Annotated in this window: 11 protein-coding genes; 7 read left to right on the forward strand and 4 right to left on the reverse strand. The window is 60.4% G+C overall.

Annotation, left to right across the window (positions count from 1 at the left end; translation table 11 throughout):
* The first annotated feature begins 63 nt into the window (after positions 1–63).
* The 6 genes from hemA (at position 64) to ACZZZU_RS18670 (ending at position 5,483) form a co-directional block, all read left to right on the forward strand.
* The gene (hemA, locus tag ACZZZU_RS18645) at positions 64–1,341 is read left to right on the forward strand and encodes a glutamyl-tRNA reductase (RefSeq protein WP_463551458.1); all 1,278 of its coding nucleotides are present in this window, start codon (positions 64–66) and stop codon (positions 1,339–1,341) included.
* Positions 1,338–2,420, forward strand: coding sequence for a peptide chain release factor 1 (gene prfA / locus ACZZZU_RS18650; protein WP_463381728.1), 1,083 nt, complete (start codon positions 1,338–1,340; stop codon positions 2,418–2,420). Before hemA ends, prfA begins: the two co-directional genes overlap by 4 nt.
* A 3-nt stretch (positions 2,421–2,423) precedes the next feature.
* Positions 2,424–3,275, forward strand: a complete 852-nt coding sequence (gene prmC / locus ACZZZU_RS18655; protein WP_463551459.1) for a peptide chain release factor N(5)-glutamine methyltransferase — start codon at positions 2,424–2,426, stop codon at positions 3,273–3,275.
* Positions 3,268–4,029: a molybdopterin-synthase adenylyltransferase MoeB gene (locus ACZZZU_RS18660; protein WP_463551460.1), complete on the forward strand. Its 762-nt coding sequence runs from the start codon at positions 3,268–3,270 to the stop codon at positions 4,027–4,029. Before prmC ends, ACZZZU_RS18660 begins: the two co-directional genes overlap by 8 nt.
* On the forward strand, positions 4,026–4,820 hold the full coding sequence (gene murI, locus ACZZZU_RS18665; RefSeq protein WP_463551461.1) for a glutamate racemase: 795 nt from the start codon (positions 4,026–4,028) through the stop codon (positions 4,818–4,820). The genes ACZZZU_RS18660 and murI overlap by 4 nt, the downstream gene beginning before the upstream one ends.
* Before the next feature lie 150 nt (positions 4,821–4,970).
* Positions 4,971–5,483 carry an acyloxyacyl hydrolase gene (locus tag ACZZZU_RS18670; protein ID WP_122492971.1) on the forward strand — a complete coding sequence of 171 codons (513 nt, stop codon included), beginning with the start codon at positions 4,971–4,973 and terminating at the stop codon, positions 5,481–5,483.
* Between the two features lie 85 nt (positions 5,484–5,568).
* Here the strand turns inward: ACZZZU_RS18670 and glyA are convergent, their stop codons facing one another.
* Both glyA and ACZZZU_RS18680 read right to left on the reverse strand, forming a co-directional pair.
* Positions 5,569–6,822 (reverse strand): serine hydroxymethyltransferase, encoded by a 1,254-nt coding sequence (gene glyA, locus ACZZZU_RS18675; RefSeq protein ID WP_463551462.1) that lies wholly within the window; start codon positions 6,820–6,822, stop codon positions 5,569–5,571.
* A 207-nt stretch (positions 6,823–7,029) separates the two neighbouring features.
* Positions 7,030–11,160 carry a sensor domain-containing protein gene (locus ACZZZU_RS18680; protein WP_463552154.1) on the reverse strand — a complete coding sequence of 1,377 codons (4,131 nt, stop codon included), beginning with the start codon at positions 11,158–11,160 and terminating at the stop codon, positions 7,030–7,032.
* A gap of 414 nt (positions 11,161–11,574) precedes the next feature.
* Between ACZZZU_RS18680 and ettA the strand changes: the two genes are divergently transcribed.
* Positions 11,575–13,242 carry an energy-dependent translational throttle protein EttA gene (gene ettA / locus ACZZZU_RS18685; protein WP_110617354.1) on the forward strand — a complete coding sequence of 556 codons (1,668 nt, stop codon included), beginning with the start codon at positions 11,575–11,577 and terminating at the stop codon, positions 13,240–13,242.
* 72 nt (positions 13,243–13,314) lie between these two features.
* On the opposite strand, the gene ACZZZU_RS18690 is transcribed toward ettA, so the two are convergent.
* A complete protein-coding gene (locus ACZZZU_RS18690) occupies positions 13,315–14,688 on the reverse strand; it encodes a HEAT repeat domain-containing protein (RefSeq protein WP_463551463.1) in 1,374 nt (457 codons plus the stop codon).
* A gap of 7 nt (positions 14,689–14,695) precedes the next feature.
* The gene (locus ACZZZU_RS18695) at positions 14,696–15,922 is read right to left on the reverse strand and encodes an RtcB family protein (protein WP_463551464.1); all 1,227 of its coding nucleotides are present in this window, start codon (positions 15,920–15,922) and stop codon (positions 14,696–14,698) included.
* Between the last annotated feature and the right edge of the window lie 14 nt (positions 15,923–15,936).

Consider the following 15,936-nt stretch of genomic DNA (forward strand, 5'->3'; position numbering starts at 1 on the left):
GGTTGTTCTCACTCTGGTGAAGTAGGACAATTGGCGGCTTCCCGTTTCTGTCAGCGACCCTGCATGACCTTTCTTGCCCTCGGTATCAACCACAAGACCGCCTCGGTGGACGTCCGCGAACGTGTGGCGTTCACCCCGGAGCAGTTGGTTGAGGCATTGCAGCAATTGTGTGCGCGCACCGCGAGCCGCGAGGCGGCCATTCTGTCGACCTGCAACCGCAGCGAGTTGTACATCGAGCAGGACAGCCTGACCGCCGATAGCGTGCTGGCCTGGCTGGCCGATTATCACAACCTCAGTCTCGACGAACTGCGAGCCTGCGCCTATGTGCACCAGGATGACTCTGCCGTGCGCCACATGATGCGCGTGGCCTCGGGCCTTGATTCCATGGTGCTCGGCGAGCCACAGATCCTCGGTCAGATGAAATCTGCCTACGCCGTTGCCCGTGAAGCCGGCACCGTCGGCCCGCTGCTTGGGCGCCTGTTCCAAGCCACGTTCAGCACCGCCAAACAAGTGCGCACCGACACGGCCATTGGCGAGAACCCGGTGTCCGTGGCCTTCGCCGCCGTCAGCCTGGCCAAGCAAATTTTCAGCAACCTCAATAACAGTCAGGCCCTGCTGATTGGTGCCGGCGAAACCATCACCCTGGTGGCCCGGCATTTATATGAGCAGGGCGTAAAACGCATTGTGGTGGCCAACCGAACCCTTGAGCGCGCCAGTCAACTGGCCGAGCAGTTCGGCGCCCACGCGGTGTTGCTGTCGGAGATTCCTCAAGAGCTGATCAGCAGCGATATCGTCATCAGCTCTACCGCCAGCCAGTTGCCGATTCTCGGCAAAGGTGCGGTGGAAAGTGCGCTGAAGCAGCGCAAGCACAAACCGATCTTTATGGTCGACATCGCCGTGCCGCGCGACATCGAGCCCGAAGTGGGCGAGCTGGACGACGTGTACCTCTATACCGTCGACGACCTCCACGATGTAATCGCCGAAAACCTCAAAAGCCGCCAAGGCGCTGCCCAGGCCGCTGAAGAATTGGTCGCCGTCGGCACCAGCGACTTCATGTCGCGTCTGCGTGAATTGGCTGCCGTCGATGTGCTCAAGGCGTACCGCCAGCAAGCCGAACGGCTGCGCGATGACGAGCTGGCCAAGGCGCAGCGTCTGCTCGCCAATGGCATCTCGGCCGAAGAAGCGCTGGCGCAACTGGCCCGTGGCCTGACCAATAAGTTGCTGCACGCGCCGAGCGTGCAATTGAAAAAACTCTCGGCTGACGGGCGCATCGATGCGTTGACCGTGGCCCAGGAACTCTTTGCGCTCGACGAGAGCACCACGGATAAAACCCCGCAATGAAAGCGTCACTGCTGAATAAACTGGACATGATCCACGACCGCTACGAAGAACTGACGGCGCTGCTGGGCGACGCCGAGGTGATCAGCGATCAGAGCAAGTTCCGCGCGTATTCCAAGGAGTACGCCGAGGTCGAGCCGGTGGTGCAGCTGTTGCAGGAATTCCGCAAAGTCACTGCCGACATGCAGGGCGCCCAGGCGCTGCTCAAAGACAGCGACCCGGACATGCGCGAAATGGCCGAGCAAGAAGTAGCCGACAGCAAAGAGTTGCTGGCCGATCTGGAAGCCCGCCTGCAACGCATGCTGTTGCCCAAAGACCCTAACGACGGCCGCAACGTGTTCCTCGAAGTGCGCGCCGGCACTGGCGGCGACGAGGCGGCGATTTTTTCTGGCGACCTGTTTCGCATGTACTCGCGCTACGCCGAAAAACGCGGCTGGCGCGTGGAAATTCTTTCGGAAAACATCGGCGAGCACGGCGGCTATAAAGAAGTGATCGCCCGCGTAGAAGGCGACAACGTGTACGCCAAACTCAAATTCGAATCCGGCGCGCATCGCGTGCAGCGCGTGCCGGAAACCGAGTCGCAGGGGCGCATTCATACGTCCGCTTGCACCGTCGCGGTGTTGCCGGAGCCGGATGAGCAGCAAGCGATCGAAATCAATCCGGCAGACTTGCGCGTCGACACGTACCGTTCTTCCGGCGCGGGCGGTCAGCACGTAAACAAAACCGACTCGGCGATCCGCATCACCCACCTTCCGTCCGGCATCGTTGTCGAGTGCCAGGAAGAGCGGTCGCAGCACAAGAACCGCGCCAAGGCCATGGCCTGGTTGTCGGCCAAGCTCAACGATCAACAGGAAGCCGCGGCGCATAAAGAAATCTCGGACACGCGCCGCTTGCTCGTTGGCTCGGGTGATCGCTCCGAGCGCATCCGTACGTACAACTTTCCTCAGGGCCGGGTGACCGACCACCGTATCAACCTCACGCTCTATAACCTGGACGACGTGCTGGCCGGTGGCGTTGACGCCGTTATCGAACCGCTGCTCAGCGAATACCAGGCCGACCAACTGGCCGCGCTGGGGGACTGACGATTGAGTGGCCAAGGCGGCGCCTCGAGCATTGAGCACCTGCTGGCCAGCGTGACGTTGCCAGGCTCAGACACCGCGCAATTGGACGTCGAGCTTTTGCTTGCCGCAGCGCTGGGCAAGCCGCGCAGTTACTTGCGCACGTGGCCGGAGCGCGAGCTCGATGCTGAACAGTTGCAACGCTTTCAAGTCGCCATTGCCCGCCGCCAACGAGGCGAACCTGTCGCCTACATTCTCGGCCAGCAAGGCTTCTGGAGCCTGGACCTGGAAGTGGCGCCGCACACCCTGATTCCTCGCCCCGACACCGAACTACTGGTCGAAACCGCGCTTGAGCTGTTGCCGCATCACCCTATCGCGGCGCTCGATCTAGGCACGGGTACCGGCGCTATCGCCTTGGCCCTCGCGACCGAACGACCGGGCTGGACGGTAACGGGCGTTGATCGCGTGCCCGAAGCGGTGGCGTTGGCCGAGCGCAATCGGCTGCGCCTCAAACTCACCAATGCGGGCTTTCGCCACAGTCACTGGTTCAGCGCCGTCGCTGCTCAGCGCTTCGCCCTGATCGTCAGCAACCCTCCTTATATACGCGCCGACGACCACCATCTGGACGAGGGCGACGTGCGCTTCGAGCCGGCCAGTGCGTTAGTGTCGGGCCAGGATGGGCTGGACGATATTCTCTTGATTATTCAGCACGCTCCCGCGCACCTGGTTGCCGGCGGCTGGCTGTTGTTGGAACACGGTTTTGACCAGGCTGCCGCCGTCCGTGAGCTGCTGGCAGCACAAGGCTTTAATGCCATTGAAAGCCGTCGCGATTTGGGCGGCCATGAACGAATCAGCCTGGGGCGTTACGACAATGCATGACTCGCTTACGGATGAAGAACTGCTGCGCTACAGCCGGCAGATTCTGCTCAGCCAGATCGATATCGACGGCCAGCTACGGCTAAAAAACAGCCGCGCGCTGATCGTCGGGCTCGGCGGCCTTGGTTCGCCAGTGGCCCTTTACCTGGCGGCGGCGGGCGTCGGGGAATTGCACCTCGCGGACTTCGATACCGTCGACGTCACCAACCTGCAACGCCAAATCGCCCACGACACAGCCAGCGTCGGCCAGAGCAAAGTCGACTCCATGCAATCCCGATTGCGGGCGATCAATCCCCACGTGAGCCTGCACGCACACCGCCGAGCGCTGGATGCCGACAGCATGAGCGCGGCCGTTGCAGCGGTGGATCTGGTACTGGACTGCTCCGACAATTTCGGCACGCGCGAAGCGGTGAACGCCGCCTGCGTCGCGGCCGGGAAGCCGCTGGTGAGTGGCGCGGCAATTCGCCTTGAAGGCCAGCTGTCGGTGTTCGATCCGCGCCAAACCAGCAGCCCTTGCTATCACTGTCTGTACGGGCATGGCAGCGAAGCTGAGCTGACTTGTAGCGAAGCCGGCGTGGTGGGGCCGTTGGTAGGACTGGTCGGCTCGTTGCAGGCGCTTGAAGCCTTGAAGCTGCTCGCCGGTTTTGGTGAGCCGCTGGTGGGCCGACTGTTGCTGATCGACGCACTGGGCTCGCGCTTTCGCGAGTTGCGAGTTAAACGCGACCCCGCCTGCGCGGTGTGCGGGTCTCGCCCATGAGCAAGTCGGCGCCGGTCGGCGTGTTCGATTCGGGCGTTGGCGGGCTCTCCGTGCTGGGCGAGATTCAGCGCCTGTTGCCCAACGAAACCTTGCTGTATGTCGCTGACAGCGGCCACGTTCCCTACGGCGAGAAAACGCCTGAGTTCATCCGTCAGCGCAGCGCCGTCATCACCGACTTTTTAATGGAGCAGGGCGCCAAGGCGCTTGTGGTGGCGTGCAATACCGCCACCGCGGCGGGCATCAACGAGCTGCGCGAGCAATATCCGCAATTGCCCATCATCGGCATGGAGCCCGCGGTGAAGCCGGCTGCGGCGGCAACACGAAGCGGCGTGGTCGGTGTGCTGGCCACGACCGGCACCTTGCAGAGCGCCAAGTTCGCTGCCTTGCTCGACCGTTTCGCCAGCGACGTACGGGTTATCACGCGGCCCTGCCCGGGGTTGGTTGAATTGATTGAAGCGGGCGAGCTGCACAGCGAAGTCACTCGTGAGCTGCTGCGCAGTTACGTCGAGCCGCTGCTGGCGCAAGGGTGTGACACGTTGATTCTGGGATGTACCCATTACCCGTTTATCAAACCCTTATTGCTGGAATTGGTACCGCCCTCGGTGACCCTCATCGACACCGGCATGGCGGTCGCTCGGCAGCTGCAACGGCTGCTCAGCGAACAGAATTTGCTCGCCGATCAGCCCGGTTCCGCCACCCGTTTATGGTCGAGTGGAAATTTATCGAACCTAATTCAGGTACTGCCGCTCCTAGTTGGCAGAGAGGCCAGCGTTGCGCCGCTAGGGCGGTAGAGTCACCGGCACTTGGAACCGTTTCCCACGAACATGGGTGAGTTTTCAATGCTGTTTAATGCGGGTTGAGTCTTTCGTTTATAGCCAAAATTTCTATAATTCAGCCGTTACGCAGATATCTGTGATCAACCTGATACAAAGGACGTTGCGATGAAGTTGATTTCCTTGGTTGCGTCTGCAGCCCTTTCCCTTGGTTTGTCCCTTTCCGCGCATGCCGCCGATGTCACCGTGGCCATTGGTCAAACAGGTGATTCGACGATGGTTTACCGCTTGGGTACTCAGTTCGATTTCGGCACCAGTTGGTGGCAGAGCGACGTCGGTCGTCTGACCGGTTACTGGGATGCGGGTTACACGTACTGGGATGGTGATAAAACCTCCAGCAACCACAGTGTGTCGTTCGCCCCGGTGTTCGTTTACGAGTTCGCCGGCGAAAACGTTCGCCCTTATGTAGAAGCCGGTATTGGCGTGGCCCTGTTCGCCAACACCGAGCTGGAAACCAACGATCTGGGTTCCTCCTTCCAATTCGAAGACCGCCTGGGCCTGGGCCTGCGCTTCGCCGGCCAGGAAGTGGGCCTGCGCGCTATTCACTACTCCAACGCCGGTATCAGCCAGCCGAACGATGGTGTTGAGGCGTACACCGTGCACTACCGCGTCGCCTTCTAAGGCCATGCTGCAGGCATAAAAAAGCCCGGCTCTTGGCCGGGCTTTTTCGTTTCTGCGCCTTCGTGAATAAAGGCAGCGCTTGAGCTTATTTGCCGTAAACCGGCAGCTTGGCGCAGATGGCTTTGACCTTCTCACGCACGGCGTCGATTACCGCTTCGTTGTTCAGGTCCGCCAGGATGTCGCAGATCCAGCCGGCCAACTCGCGGCATTCTGCTTCCTTGAAGCCACGGGTGGTGACGGCCGGGGTCCCGAAGCGCAGACCGGAGGTCACGAACGGCGAGCGTGGATCGTTAGGCACCGAGTTCTTGTTCACGGTAATAAAGGCTTTGCCCAAAGCGGCATCGGCGTCTTTACCGGAAATGTCCTGCTTGATCAGCGACAGCAAGAACAGGTGGTTTTCTGTGCCGCCCGACACCACGTCAAAACCGCGTTCGATGAACACGCCGGCCATGGCCTTAGCGTTTTTCACCACTTGCTGCTGGTAGGTTTTGAATTCTGGTTGCAGCGCTTCTTTGAAGCAGATCGCTTTGGCGGCGATCACGTGCTCCAGCGGGCCGCCTTGGCCGCCCGGGAATACGGCGGAGTTCAGCTTCTTCTCGATTTCGGCGTTGGCCTTGGCCAGGATCAAGCCGCCACGTGGGCCGCGCAGGGTTTTGTGCGTCGTGGTGGTGACCACGTCAGCGAACGGCACCGGGTTGGGGTAAACGCCAGCGGCAACCAGGCCGGCGACGTGGGCCATGTCCACGAACAGGTAGGCGCCCACTTTGTCTGCGATGGCGCGGAAGCGAGCGAAGTCGAGAATTTGCGAGTAAGCCGAGAAGCCGGCCACGATCATTTTTGGCTTGTGCTCAACGGCCAGGCGCTCGACTTCGTCGTAGTCGATCAAGCCGTTGCCGTCGATGCCGTACTGCACGGCGTTGTAGAGCTTGCCCGACGAGCTTACCGAAGCACCGTGGGTCAGGTGGCCGCCGTGGGCCAGGCTCATGCCCAGAATGGTGTCGCCTGCGTTGAGCAGCGCCAGGTACACGGCGCTGTTGGCTTGCGAGCCGGCGTGCGGTTGCACGTTGGCGTAGTCGGCGCCGAACAGCTGCTTGGCGCGGTCGATGGCCAGTTGCTCAACAATATCCACGTACTCGCAGCCACCGTAGTAACGCTTGCCCGGATAGCCTTCGGCGTACTTGTTGGTCAGCAACGAACCTTGCGCTTCCATCACCGCCGGGCTGGTGTAGTTCTCCGAGGCGATCAGCTCGATGTGCTCTTCCTGGCGCTGAGCTTCTTGCTCCATGGCGGCAAAAAGTTCGGCGTCGTAGGTGGCGATAGTCGTGGAACGGCTAAACATGGCGGACTCCTGTAAAGGTCATTAACGATCTTCCGGTCGTCGGCCAAACTGCCTGACCTTAGCCCAGCAGCGGTTGTGCTGGCCCGAAGATTGGAAGCGGGCGATTCTACCGGAAACGTCGGAAACAGGCACATGACGGTCGGTCATGTGCCCGACAAGTGCCGCTCATTGTGTTGGCATTTTTTCCGGAAAGCCCGCAGCAGACCTTTAGCTCAGCATAAACAGCGCGTTGCCGCTGAACTGAGCCGCCAGTTGGTGGGCGGTCATGGGCTTGCCGAGCAGGTAGCCCTGCACTTCGTCGCAGCCATGCTCGCGCAGGAAGTCGAGCTGTTCCTGGGTTTCGACGCCTTCGGCGATCACCGCGAGGTTGAGGCTGTGGGCCATGGCGATAATGGCGCGGGCAATTTGCGCGTCCTGCTCGCCGCTGGGCAGGCCATCGACAAAACTGCGGTCGATTTTCAGCACGTCGATGGGGAACTGCTTGAGGTAATTGAGCGAGGAATAACCGGTGCCGAAGTCGTCCACGGCAATGCTCAGCCCCAGCTGCTTGAAGCCCACCAGCACCTGCATGGTTTCTTCCACGTCGCGCATCAGAATGCTTTCGGTCAGCTCCAACTCCAGGCAGCTCGGGCTCAAGCCACTGGTTTTCAGAATGTGCGCGATGCGTTGGCCGAGCTGGCCTTCGGCGAATTGCCGGGCCGACAGGTTGACCGACACTTTCGGCACCTTCACACCCTGCGCATGCCAGGCGTTCATTTGTCGGCAGGCTTCCACCAACACCCAGTCGCCCACGTCGACCACCAGGCCCAGCTCTTCGAGCACCGGAATAAATTCATTCGGCGCCACCAGGCCGCGGTGTGGGTGCTGCCAGCGCAACAACGCTTCCGCGCCAATAAGCCGTTGGCCGTTGGCGCTGAATTGCGGCTGGTAATAGAGCACGAATTGCTTCTGATCAAGGGCGTGGCGCAGGTCGCTTTCCAGCTCCAGGCGTTCCAGCGCCGTGGCGTTCATGGCGGCCTGATAAAACTGGAAGTTGTTTTTGCCGCGCTCTTTGGCGTGGTACATGGCGGTGTCGGCGTTCTTCATCAATTGGCTCAGCTCGTCGCCGTCTTGCGGGCTGAGGGCGATGCCAATACTGGCGGTGACGAAGAACTCACGGCCTTCAAGAATGAACGGCTGCGACAGGCTGGCCAGAATCTGTTCGGCCACGTGAATGGCGCGGGTGAGGGCGCCGTCGCGGGTGTCGCGCGCGCGCAGCAGTAAGGTGAATTCATCGCCGCCCATGCGCGCGACGGTGTCTTCCACCTCAACGCAGGCGGCCAGACGCTGCGCCACGTCTTTGAGCATGCGGTCGCCGGCGGCGTGGCCGAGCGAGTCGTTGATCGGTTTGAAGCGGTCGAGGTCGAGGAACATCAGCACCACCCATTCCAGATGCCGCTCGGCATGCTGCAAGGCAGTGTGCAGACGGTCCTGGAACAGCGTGCGGTTGGGCAGGTTGGTCAGGGCGTCGTAATACGCCAGGCGGTGAATGCGTTGCTCGCTGGCTTTGCGTTCACTGATATCGCTGAAAAAGCTGACGTAGCTGACCAGGTCGCCTTCATCGTCGTGCACCGCCGTAATGCCCACCCAGGCCGGGAAGTTTTCCTGATTGCGACGTTTGAGCCACACCTCGCCTTCCCAACTGCCGTTCTGCCCGAGCTGACTGAGGATGTACGCCTGGTGGCTGGTCTGTTGCCCATCGGCCATCAACATGCCCGGCTGTTGGTCGAGCACCTGAGCGCTGGTGTAGCCGCTGACCCGACAAAACGCTTCGTTGACCTGCACGATATAGCCGGCCGGGTCGGTGACCAGAATGGCTGCCGTGGAGTGTTCGAACACCGTGGCAGCCATGCGCAAATCTTTCTCGGCGCGGCGCTGCTGGCTGATATTGCGACCCACGCCGAGCATGCCTTCGAAGCGGCCGTCCTGGTCCCACATCAAGGTCAGGCGCATTTCGGTCGGCAGTTTGTGGCCGTCGGCGCGCACGCAATCGACCATAAACAACCGCGTCGCCAATTGCTGACGCAGGTCGCGCAGGCGCTGCGGGTCGCTTAATGCCGCGCGCACCCGCAGCAGCAACTGGTCGACATCGGCCAGCTGGCGCGGGTTGGCCGCCAGCGGGTGGAAGCCGTTGCTGATAATCCATTCCGGCGTATAGCCGAACATGGCCAGCGCCGATGGGCTGACGTAGTCGAGCTGCAGGTTGTTGTCGGTGGTGAAGATAACGTCGCTGATGTTCTCGGCCAGTAAGCGATAACGTCGCTCGTTGTTGCGCATCAGCTCGCTGGCTTCGATCTGATCGGTGACATCTTTGGCCACTCCGATCAGGCGATGCACACGGCCTTCGGGCGTGCGGCTCAAGGCTTGTTCGCGAATATCGAACCAATGCCAGCTGCCGTCGCGGTGGCGCCAGCGCAGGTGGCATTGCAGCAAGTGACCGTCGCCCACTACCTGTTGCAGGCTGCGCATGCGCGCGTATTGCTCAGCGTCGTCGGGGTGCAACACCACTTCCCAGAAATGCCCGGGCATGTCACGCAGCTCTTTGCCGCTGTAGCCCAACTGCTGGCCGAGGCGGTTATTGCTAAACAGCACGCGGCGGTCGGTCATGTCGTGCACATACAGCGTGTCGGGTACCGCGCGCGCCACATCCGACCAGAAACGCTCGCGCTCGATCAGCGACAGTTCGATGCGCTTGCGTGCGGTGATGTCGCTCATGCTCACCGTCACCGCATGGAAATCATCGTTCTGCTCGGGCAAGCGCAGCACCAACCACAGATGACGCTCGTGGCCCTGCGGTGTGAGGATCTGGCTTTCCATCTCGATTTGCCGTTGCTTGCTCAGCACTGCGCCAATCAGTTGATAACGCACGTTCTCGGGCACGATGGGGCCCACATCCACCAAGTGATCCCACAGCTCGCGCGTGGACTCAACGCCCAGGAGTTGCTGCGCCACTTGGTTGAGTTCGGTGATATGCAGGTGCTGAATCAGCTCTTCGTGCAGGTGAGGGTAGGTTTGCAGCCAGTGATCGAACTCGCTCAGGCTGTTGATGTTGTGAATGTGCAGATAGGTGCGCAGATCGGCCAGGTCGAGTACGCAGTGGGCCACGCCGCTGCCTTCGAAAATGTCCTGATAACGGCGGCGCGTGTCTTCAAGAATGTGCAGCGCCATCTGCTGCTCGGTGGCATCGCGCAGCACCCACACGTGCCCTGGCTGGCTGTGTTCCTCGCCGTCTTTGAACAGGCTGCGGGTGATGCTGAACACGCGCACCTGGTCGTGCTGCTCCAGCTCAATCCACTCGGGGTTGCCGTCTTCGAACTGCTCAGCGTCGGTCAATAACGCCGGATCAAGCCCCGGCAGCAGATCGAGCAAATGCCGGCCGCGCGCTTCATAGGTCTGCATGCCAAACAGCACGGCCGCTTGTGGGTTCAGGTAGCGCACATGGCCGGTCACGTCCGTCACCACTACGCGCTCTTCAATGGCGCCAAGCGCGGTCGCGGCGTCGCGCAGCTCACGCCGCGAGGCCGTGGTCATTTCCCGCAGGCGTCGCTGTTCGCGCAGCAACCGCACCAGCGCCAGCAAGGCCAGGAAGGCGCACGCCATAAACAGCAGGAACTTGCCGGTGATGGCCGACAACTGCTCCGACCACCCGAGCTGGCGGTCGAACAGGCTGCGCACCATCAAGTCGGTGCCGGGCAAGGGAACCAGATGCACGGAATCGGCTATTTGCAGCGGGCCAGTCAGCTGCGTACCGCCGCCGCTGGGGATAGGGTGTTCCGCCACAACGCGGTGGCTTTGATGGTCGATCAGTTGCCAGCGGTGCTCGCCGGTGTACAGCTCGCCCAACGTACGGCGTACTTGCTCCAAGCCAATACGAACCACCCAGTCGCCGGAGTCGTCAGCCTTGTGCAAATAGGCGTAGATCATGCCCTCGCCAACCGGGCTGAACACGTATTGATAGGACTGGCTCTGATTGCGCTGGTGCAGAGCGGCAATGAACGCCGCGTCGGTGGCATTGGGCTGAGTATCAGCCAGCGAACGGCCGTCGGCGTCCAACCAGACGATGCTCTGTAACGACGGAAAGATGGCCCGCAGGTTGTCCAACAACTCACCGGTTTGCTCGGGGGCAGGCGGCTGTGCGGCGGTCTGGCTCAGCAACGCGAGGGCAGCGTCGGCGCGCAGTTTAATGTTCAGCCCAATGTGCTCAGCCAACTGCTGGCTGTACTCATGCTCACGCTTTTCACGGTTGTCGGTGCTCTGTTGCACCTCGTGATACAGCTGCCAGAACAGCAGACCCAGCATCAACACAACGAGCGCCACCAATGCGCCCTTTACCGAATTCGGCAAGGAAGCGGCGAGTGGATCGCCGGGGACGCGCTTATGGGTGAGAGATCGAGGCACTGGCGAAAATCCTGCGCTGACGGCTACTACAGATGTAGCAGGTTAACGGCTGCCAACGGCGGCAGGTCGTCCAAAACGGCTAAGAATGCCTACATGTGTGGCAAAGTGCCAGCTATGCCGACGAGTGCCGGTTTGCCCTGTTCGGCACATTACGGTAGCTTTGCGGCACACGCGTGAGCCCGCTCGACCGGTTGCCTTGCAGGCACTTGGCTCGCGCCCAAGCGATGACTAGGCTGACCTACTTATCGCTGCGCATAAGCCCTTCGGCTTGTGCCTCCCCTTATCAAGACACCTCTCATAGAAGCTGGGTTCCTCATGGCTCAATACGTCTACACCATGCATCGGCTGGGCAAAGTAGTGCCGCCGAAGCGGGAAATTCTTAAAAATATTTCTCTCTCTTTCTTCCCCGGCGCCAAAATCGGCGTGCTCGGCCTCAACGGTTCGGGTAAGTCCACGCTGCTGAAAATCATGGCGGGCGTCGACACCGAATTTAACGGCGAAGCCCGCGCGATGCCGGACCTGAACATCGGATACCTGCCGCAAGAGCCGCAGCTGGACCCAGAAAAAACCGTCCGCGAAGTCGTCGAAGAAGCCGTGAGCGTGATCAAAAACGCCCAAGCGCGCCTCGACGAGGTATACGCCGCCTACGCCGAGCCAGACGCCGACTTCGACGCCCTTGCCGCGGAACAAGGCAAGCTGGAAGCCATTCTGCAAGCCTCCGACGGCCACAACCTCGAGCGTCAGCTGGAAGTGGCTGCCGACGCCTTGCGTCTGCCGGCCTGGGACGCAAAAGTCGTTCATCTCTCCGGTGGTGAGAAACGTCGCGTCGCCCTGTGCCGCTTGCTGCTGTCCGCGCCGGACATGCTGCTGCTCGACGAACCGACCAACCACCTGGACGCCGACTCGGTGGCCTGGCTGGAGCACTTCCTCCACGACTTCCCCGGCACCGTGGTAGCGATCACGCACGACCGTTACTTCCTCGACAACGTCGCCGGCTGGATTCTGGAACTCGACCGCGGCGCCGGCATTCCGTACGAAGGCAACTATTCCGGCTGGCTGGAGGCTAAGTCCGACCGCTTGGCGCAAGAGTCCAAGCAGCAGTCGGCTCATGAAAAGGCCATGAAAGAAGAACTGGAGTGGGTGCGCAAAGGCGCCAAAGCCCGCCAGTCGAAATCCAAGGCCCGTCTGCAACGCTTCGAAGAAATGCAATCGCAGGAATTCCAGAAGCGCAGCGAAACCAACGAAATCTACATTCCCGCTGGCCCGCGCCTGGGCGACAAGGTCATCGACTTCGTCAACGTCAGCAAAGGCTACGGCGACCGCGCGCTGATCGACAACCTGTCGTTCAGCATGCCCAAAGGCGCCATCGTCGGCGTGATCGGTGGTAACGGTGCCGGTAAGTCGACCCTGTTCCGCATGCTCATGGGCAAGGAAACGCCGGATTCGGGCAGCATCGAAGTGGGCGAAACCGTGAAACTGGCCTGCGTCGACCAGAGCCGCGACGACCTCGACGGCAACAAAACCGTGTGGGAAATGGTTTCCGACGGTTCCGACATGATCAAGATCGGCAACTACGAAGTACCGTCGCGTACCTATGTGGGTCGCTTCAACTTCAAAGGCGGCGACCAGCAGAAGTTCGTCAAAGACCTTTCCGGTGGTGAGCGTGGCCGCTTGCACCTGGCGTTGACCTTGAAAGAAGGCGCCAACGTGTTGCTGCTCGACGAACCGTCCAACGACCTCGACGTCGAAACCCTGCGCTCGCTGGAAGAAGCGCTGCTCGACTTCCCTGGCGCTGCCATTGTGATCTCCCACGATCGGTGGTTCCTGGACCGCGTAGCGACTCACATCCTCGCGTACGAAGACGACTCGCAAGCGGTGTTCTTCGAAGGCAACTACACCGAATACGAAGCCGACCGCAAAAAACGCCTCGGCGACGCAGCCGCCCAGCCGCATCGGGTACGGCACAAGAAACTGGCGCAGTAAGCGTTGGGTTGAACAAAAAACGGAGCCGCAAGGGCTCCGTTTTTTTTGGGGTGGTTCGTCGGCGCTAAGTCGTCAATCACCTGCGAGCAGAATCGATTTTGGCAGGTATCCCTTTGCTACCAGGCTTATCACTTGGGACCAAAGCAGTGTCCGCTCAGTCTTGGGTGTTGTGTAGTCCAGGCGCCCGCTGTGCTGTTCACCCCATGTATCGATCAACCGAAGCCATCGTTCAGACTGATCATTCGTCGTTTCATGCCAGCGCAGTAGGTAATCGAGTTGTCGCCAGCCGGGTAGCAATCCAAGCAGGGAGCTTAGGCGTTGCTGATCGGGTATCTGGCTGGGATCACTTAGGATCGGCTCTAACAGCGGTTGCAGTTCTTCGCAGGTGTAGCGTTTTTCCAGAATCTCTACCGCGCAGTTAAACACCCGCGAAGAAGTGTCGTTAAGCCTGTTCATGGCATAGGTCATATCGCCGTCCGGCAGTGTCAGTTGCAATCCTTTCAGTGCTAGCACCCGTAAATCGGCGTTCGGCAGTTTCAGCGCCTCCTCAAAAAGATTGCTTGCCTGCGGCGCCTTCACTTCGCACGCGAGGCCCAACAGGCCTGTCCACGCGCGCTTGGATTCTGGTAGAGGTCGTTGCAAGCGTTGCAGCAGAAAGTCGACTAAGTCGATTTTCAGGTTCTGTGCTTGCCAGCGGCCAAAGCTGCGGATGGAGCTCGATGGATCGAGCAGTGCGGTGCTGAGCAATGCATGTGGTTGCTGGCTAACCTTGTCCAGCTCGTATAACCCCCGCAACGCCAACAGGCGCGCAGCACTGCCGCGTTTGTCCAGCGCAATTAGATAAAACGCTCGCGCTTGGTCTGCTGGCAGTCGGCTAGCGGCTTGCAGTGCCATCCGTTGCACCGAAACATCCCTATGGCGCAGTCCAGCCTGAAGCGTGGGCAGAAGCGGGACATCCGATGAGCGCGCCAGCGCGACAAACAGAAAACGTGCTGTCCGTCCGTGTAACTTCTCCAAATGTTCGACACTTTTGGCGTGGGAAGGGGCGGCTATTAATACACCTTCAACAGCCGTTACCAAGGCGCGATGGTCGTCTCTGTCTTCGTGAAGGAGCGCTACAAAGGATGGCAGTGCTTCCAGCAGTTCGCATTGATACTTCGGCTGCAGGTAGTCCTTGAGCGCGGCTTGGGCGAGCTCGCGCACCTGGACCACCCAATCGTTTGCCCGTTCGATGAGAGCTAGTAGCGACTGTGTGCACGGTGTTTGCGCGAGCGTTCGCACGGCGACTTCTCGAACGAAACCGTTGTAGTTGTGGCTGAGCAAACACCAGTCGTCCAAGGTTTTGGCGTTTTCCAGCATCGCCAAGGCCCGCTGTCGGTAGCAGTCCTCAACAGGATTATTGGTAGGTTTTTTTAACCGCTGCAGCCAGGTCGTTAGCATTTTCATAGCGTCCTCATCCTTTAACGCACACCACCTGCCGCAAGGTGTGCAGTACTTCCACCAGCTCACGTTGGGCGTCCATCACCTGATCGATGTTTTTGTAAGCCATCGGAATTTCGTCGATCACGGCTTCGTCTTTACGGCATTCCACATGCGCGGTGGCGCGGATCTGGTCTTCGACGTTGAATTGCTTCTTCGCCTGGGTGCGGCTCATCACGCGGCCGGCGCCATGGCTGCAAGAGCAGAACGCTTCCTCGTTGCCGAGACCGCGCACGATAAAGCTCTTGGCGCCCATGGAACCGGGAATAATCCCCAACTCGCCTTTCTTCGCCGATACCGCGCCCTTGCGGGTGATCAATACGTCTTCACCGAAGTGCCGTTCTTTTTGCACATAGTTGTGGTGGCAGTTCACTGCCTGTACATCCACGTCGAAGGGTTTGCTGATCACGGCGCGAGTGGCTTTGATCACGCCTTGCATCATCAGCAAGCGGTTCTGCTTGGCGAAGTCCTGCGCCCAGCCGACTGCCTCCACGTAGTCGTCGAAGTGCTCGCTGCCTTCCTGAAAGTACGCCAGGTCGCGGTGCGGCAAGTCGGCGATATGCTGGCGCATGTCGGCCTGGGCCAGTTCTATAAACAGGTTACCAATGGCGTTTCCCACGCCTCGTGATCCGCTGTGCAACATAAACCAGACACGGTCGGCCTCATCCAAGCACACCTCGATAAAGTGGTTACCGGTTCCCAACGTTCCCAGGTGCGCGCGGTTGTTGGTTTTTGCCAGGCGCGGGTATTTATCGGTAATCACCTTGAAGCGGCCGTCCAGCGAACCCCACGCCTGATCGGCGGCGTCGGGTACGTTCTCCCACGCGCCTTTGTCGCGCCCGGAGCGGGTGCTGGTGCGGCCATGAGGCACCGCACGTTCGATGGCGCTGCGTAGGCCGGCGAGGTTGTCCGGCAGGTCGGAAGCTTTCAGCGAGGTGCGGGTGGCGATCATTCCGCAGCCGATATCAACGCCCACAGCGGCCGGAACAATGGCGCCGAGGGTGGGAATCACGCTGCCAATGGTCGAGCCTTTGCCCAAGTGCACATCCGGCATCACAGCCAGGTGTTTGAAGATAAATGGCATCTTCGCAGTGTTGATTAATTGCTGACGCGCTTCGTCTTCAACCGGCACGCCTTGGGTCCAGAGCTTGATGGGTTTTCCGTTCGCCACTTCCAGCAGTTGATAGGTCTTGGTGCTCATGGTGCTGTTCCTTT

Source organism: Pseudomonas sp. AC136 (assembly GCF_979258585.1).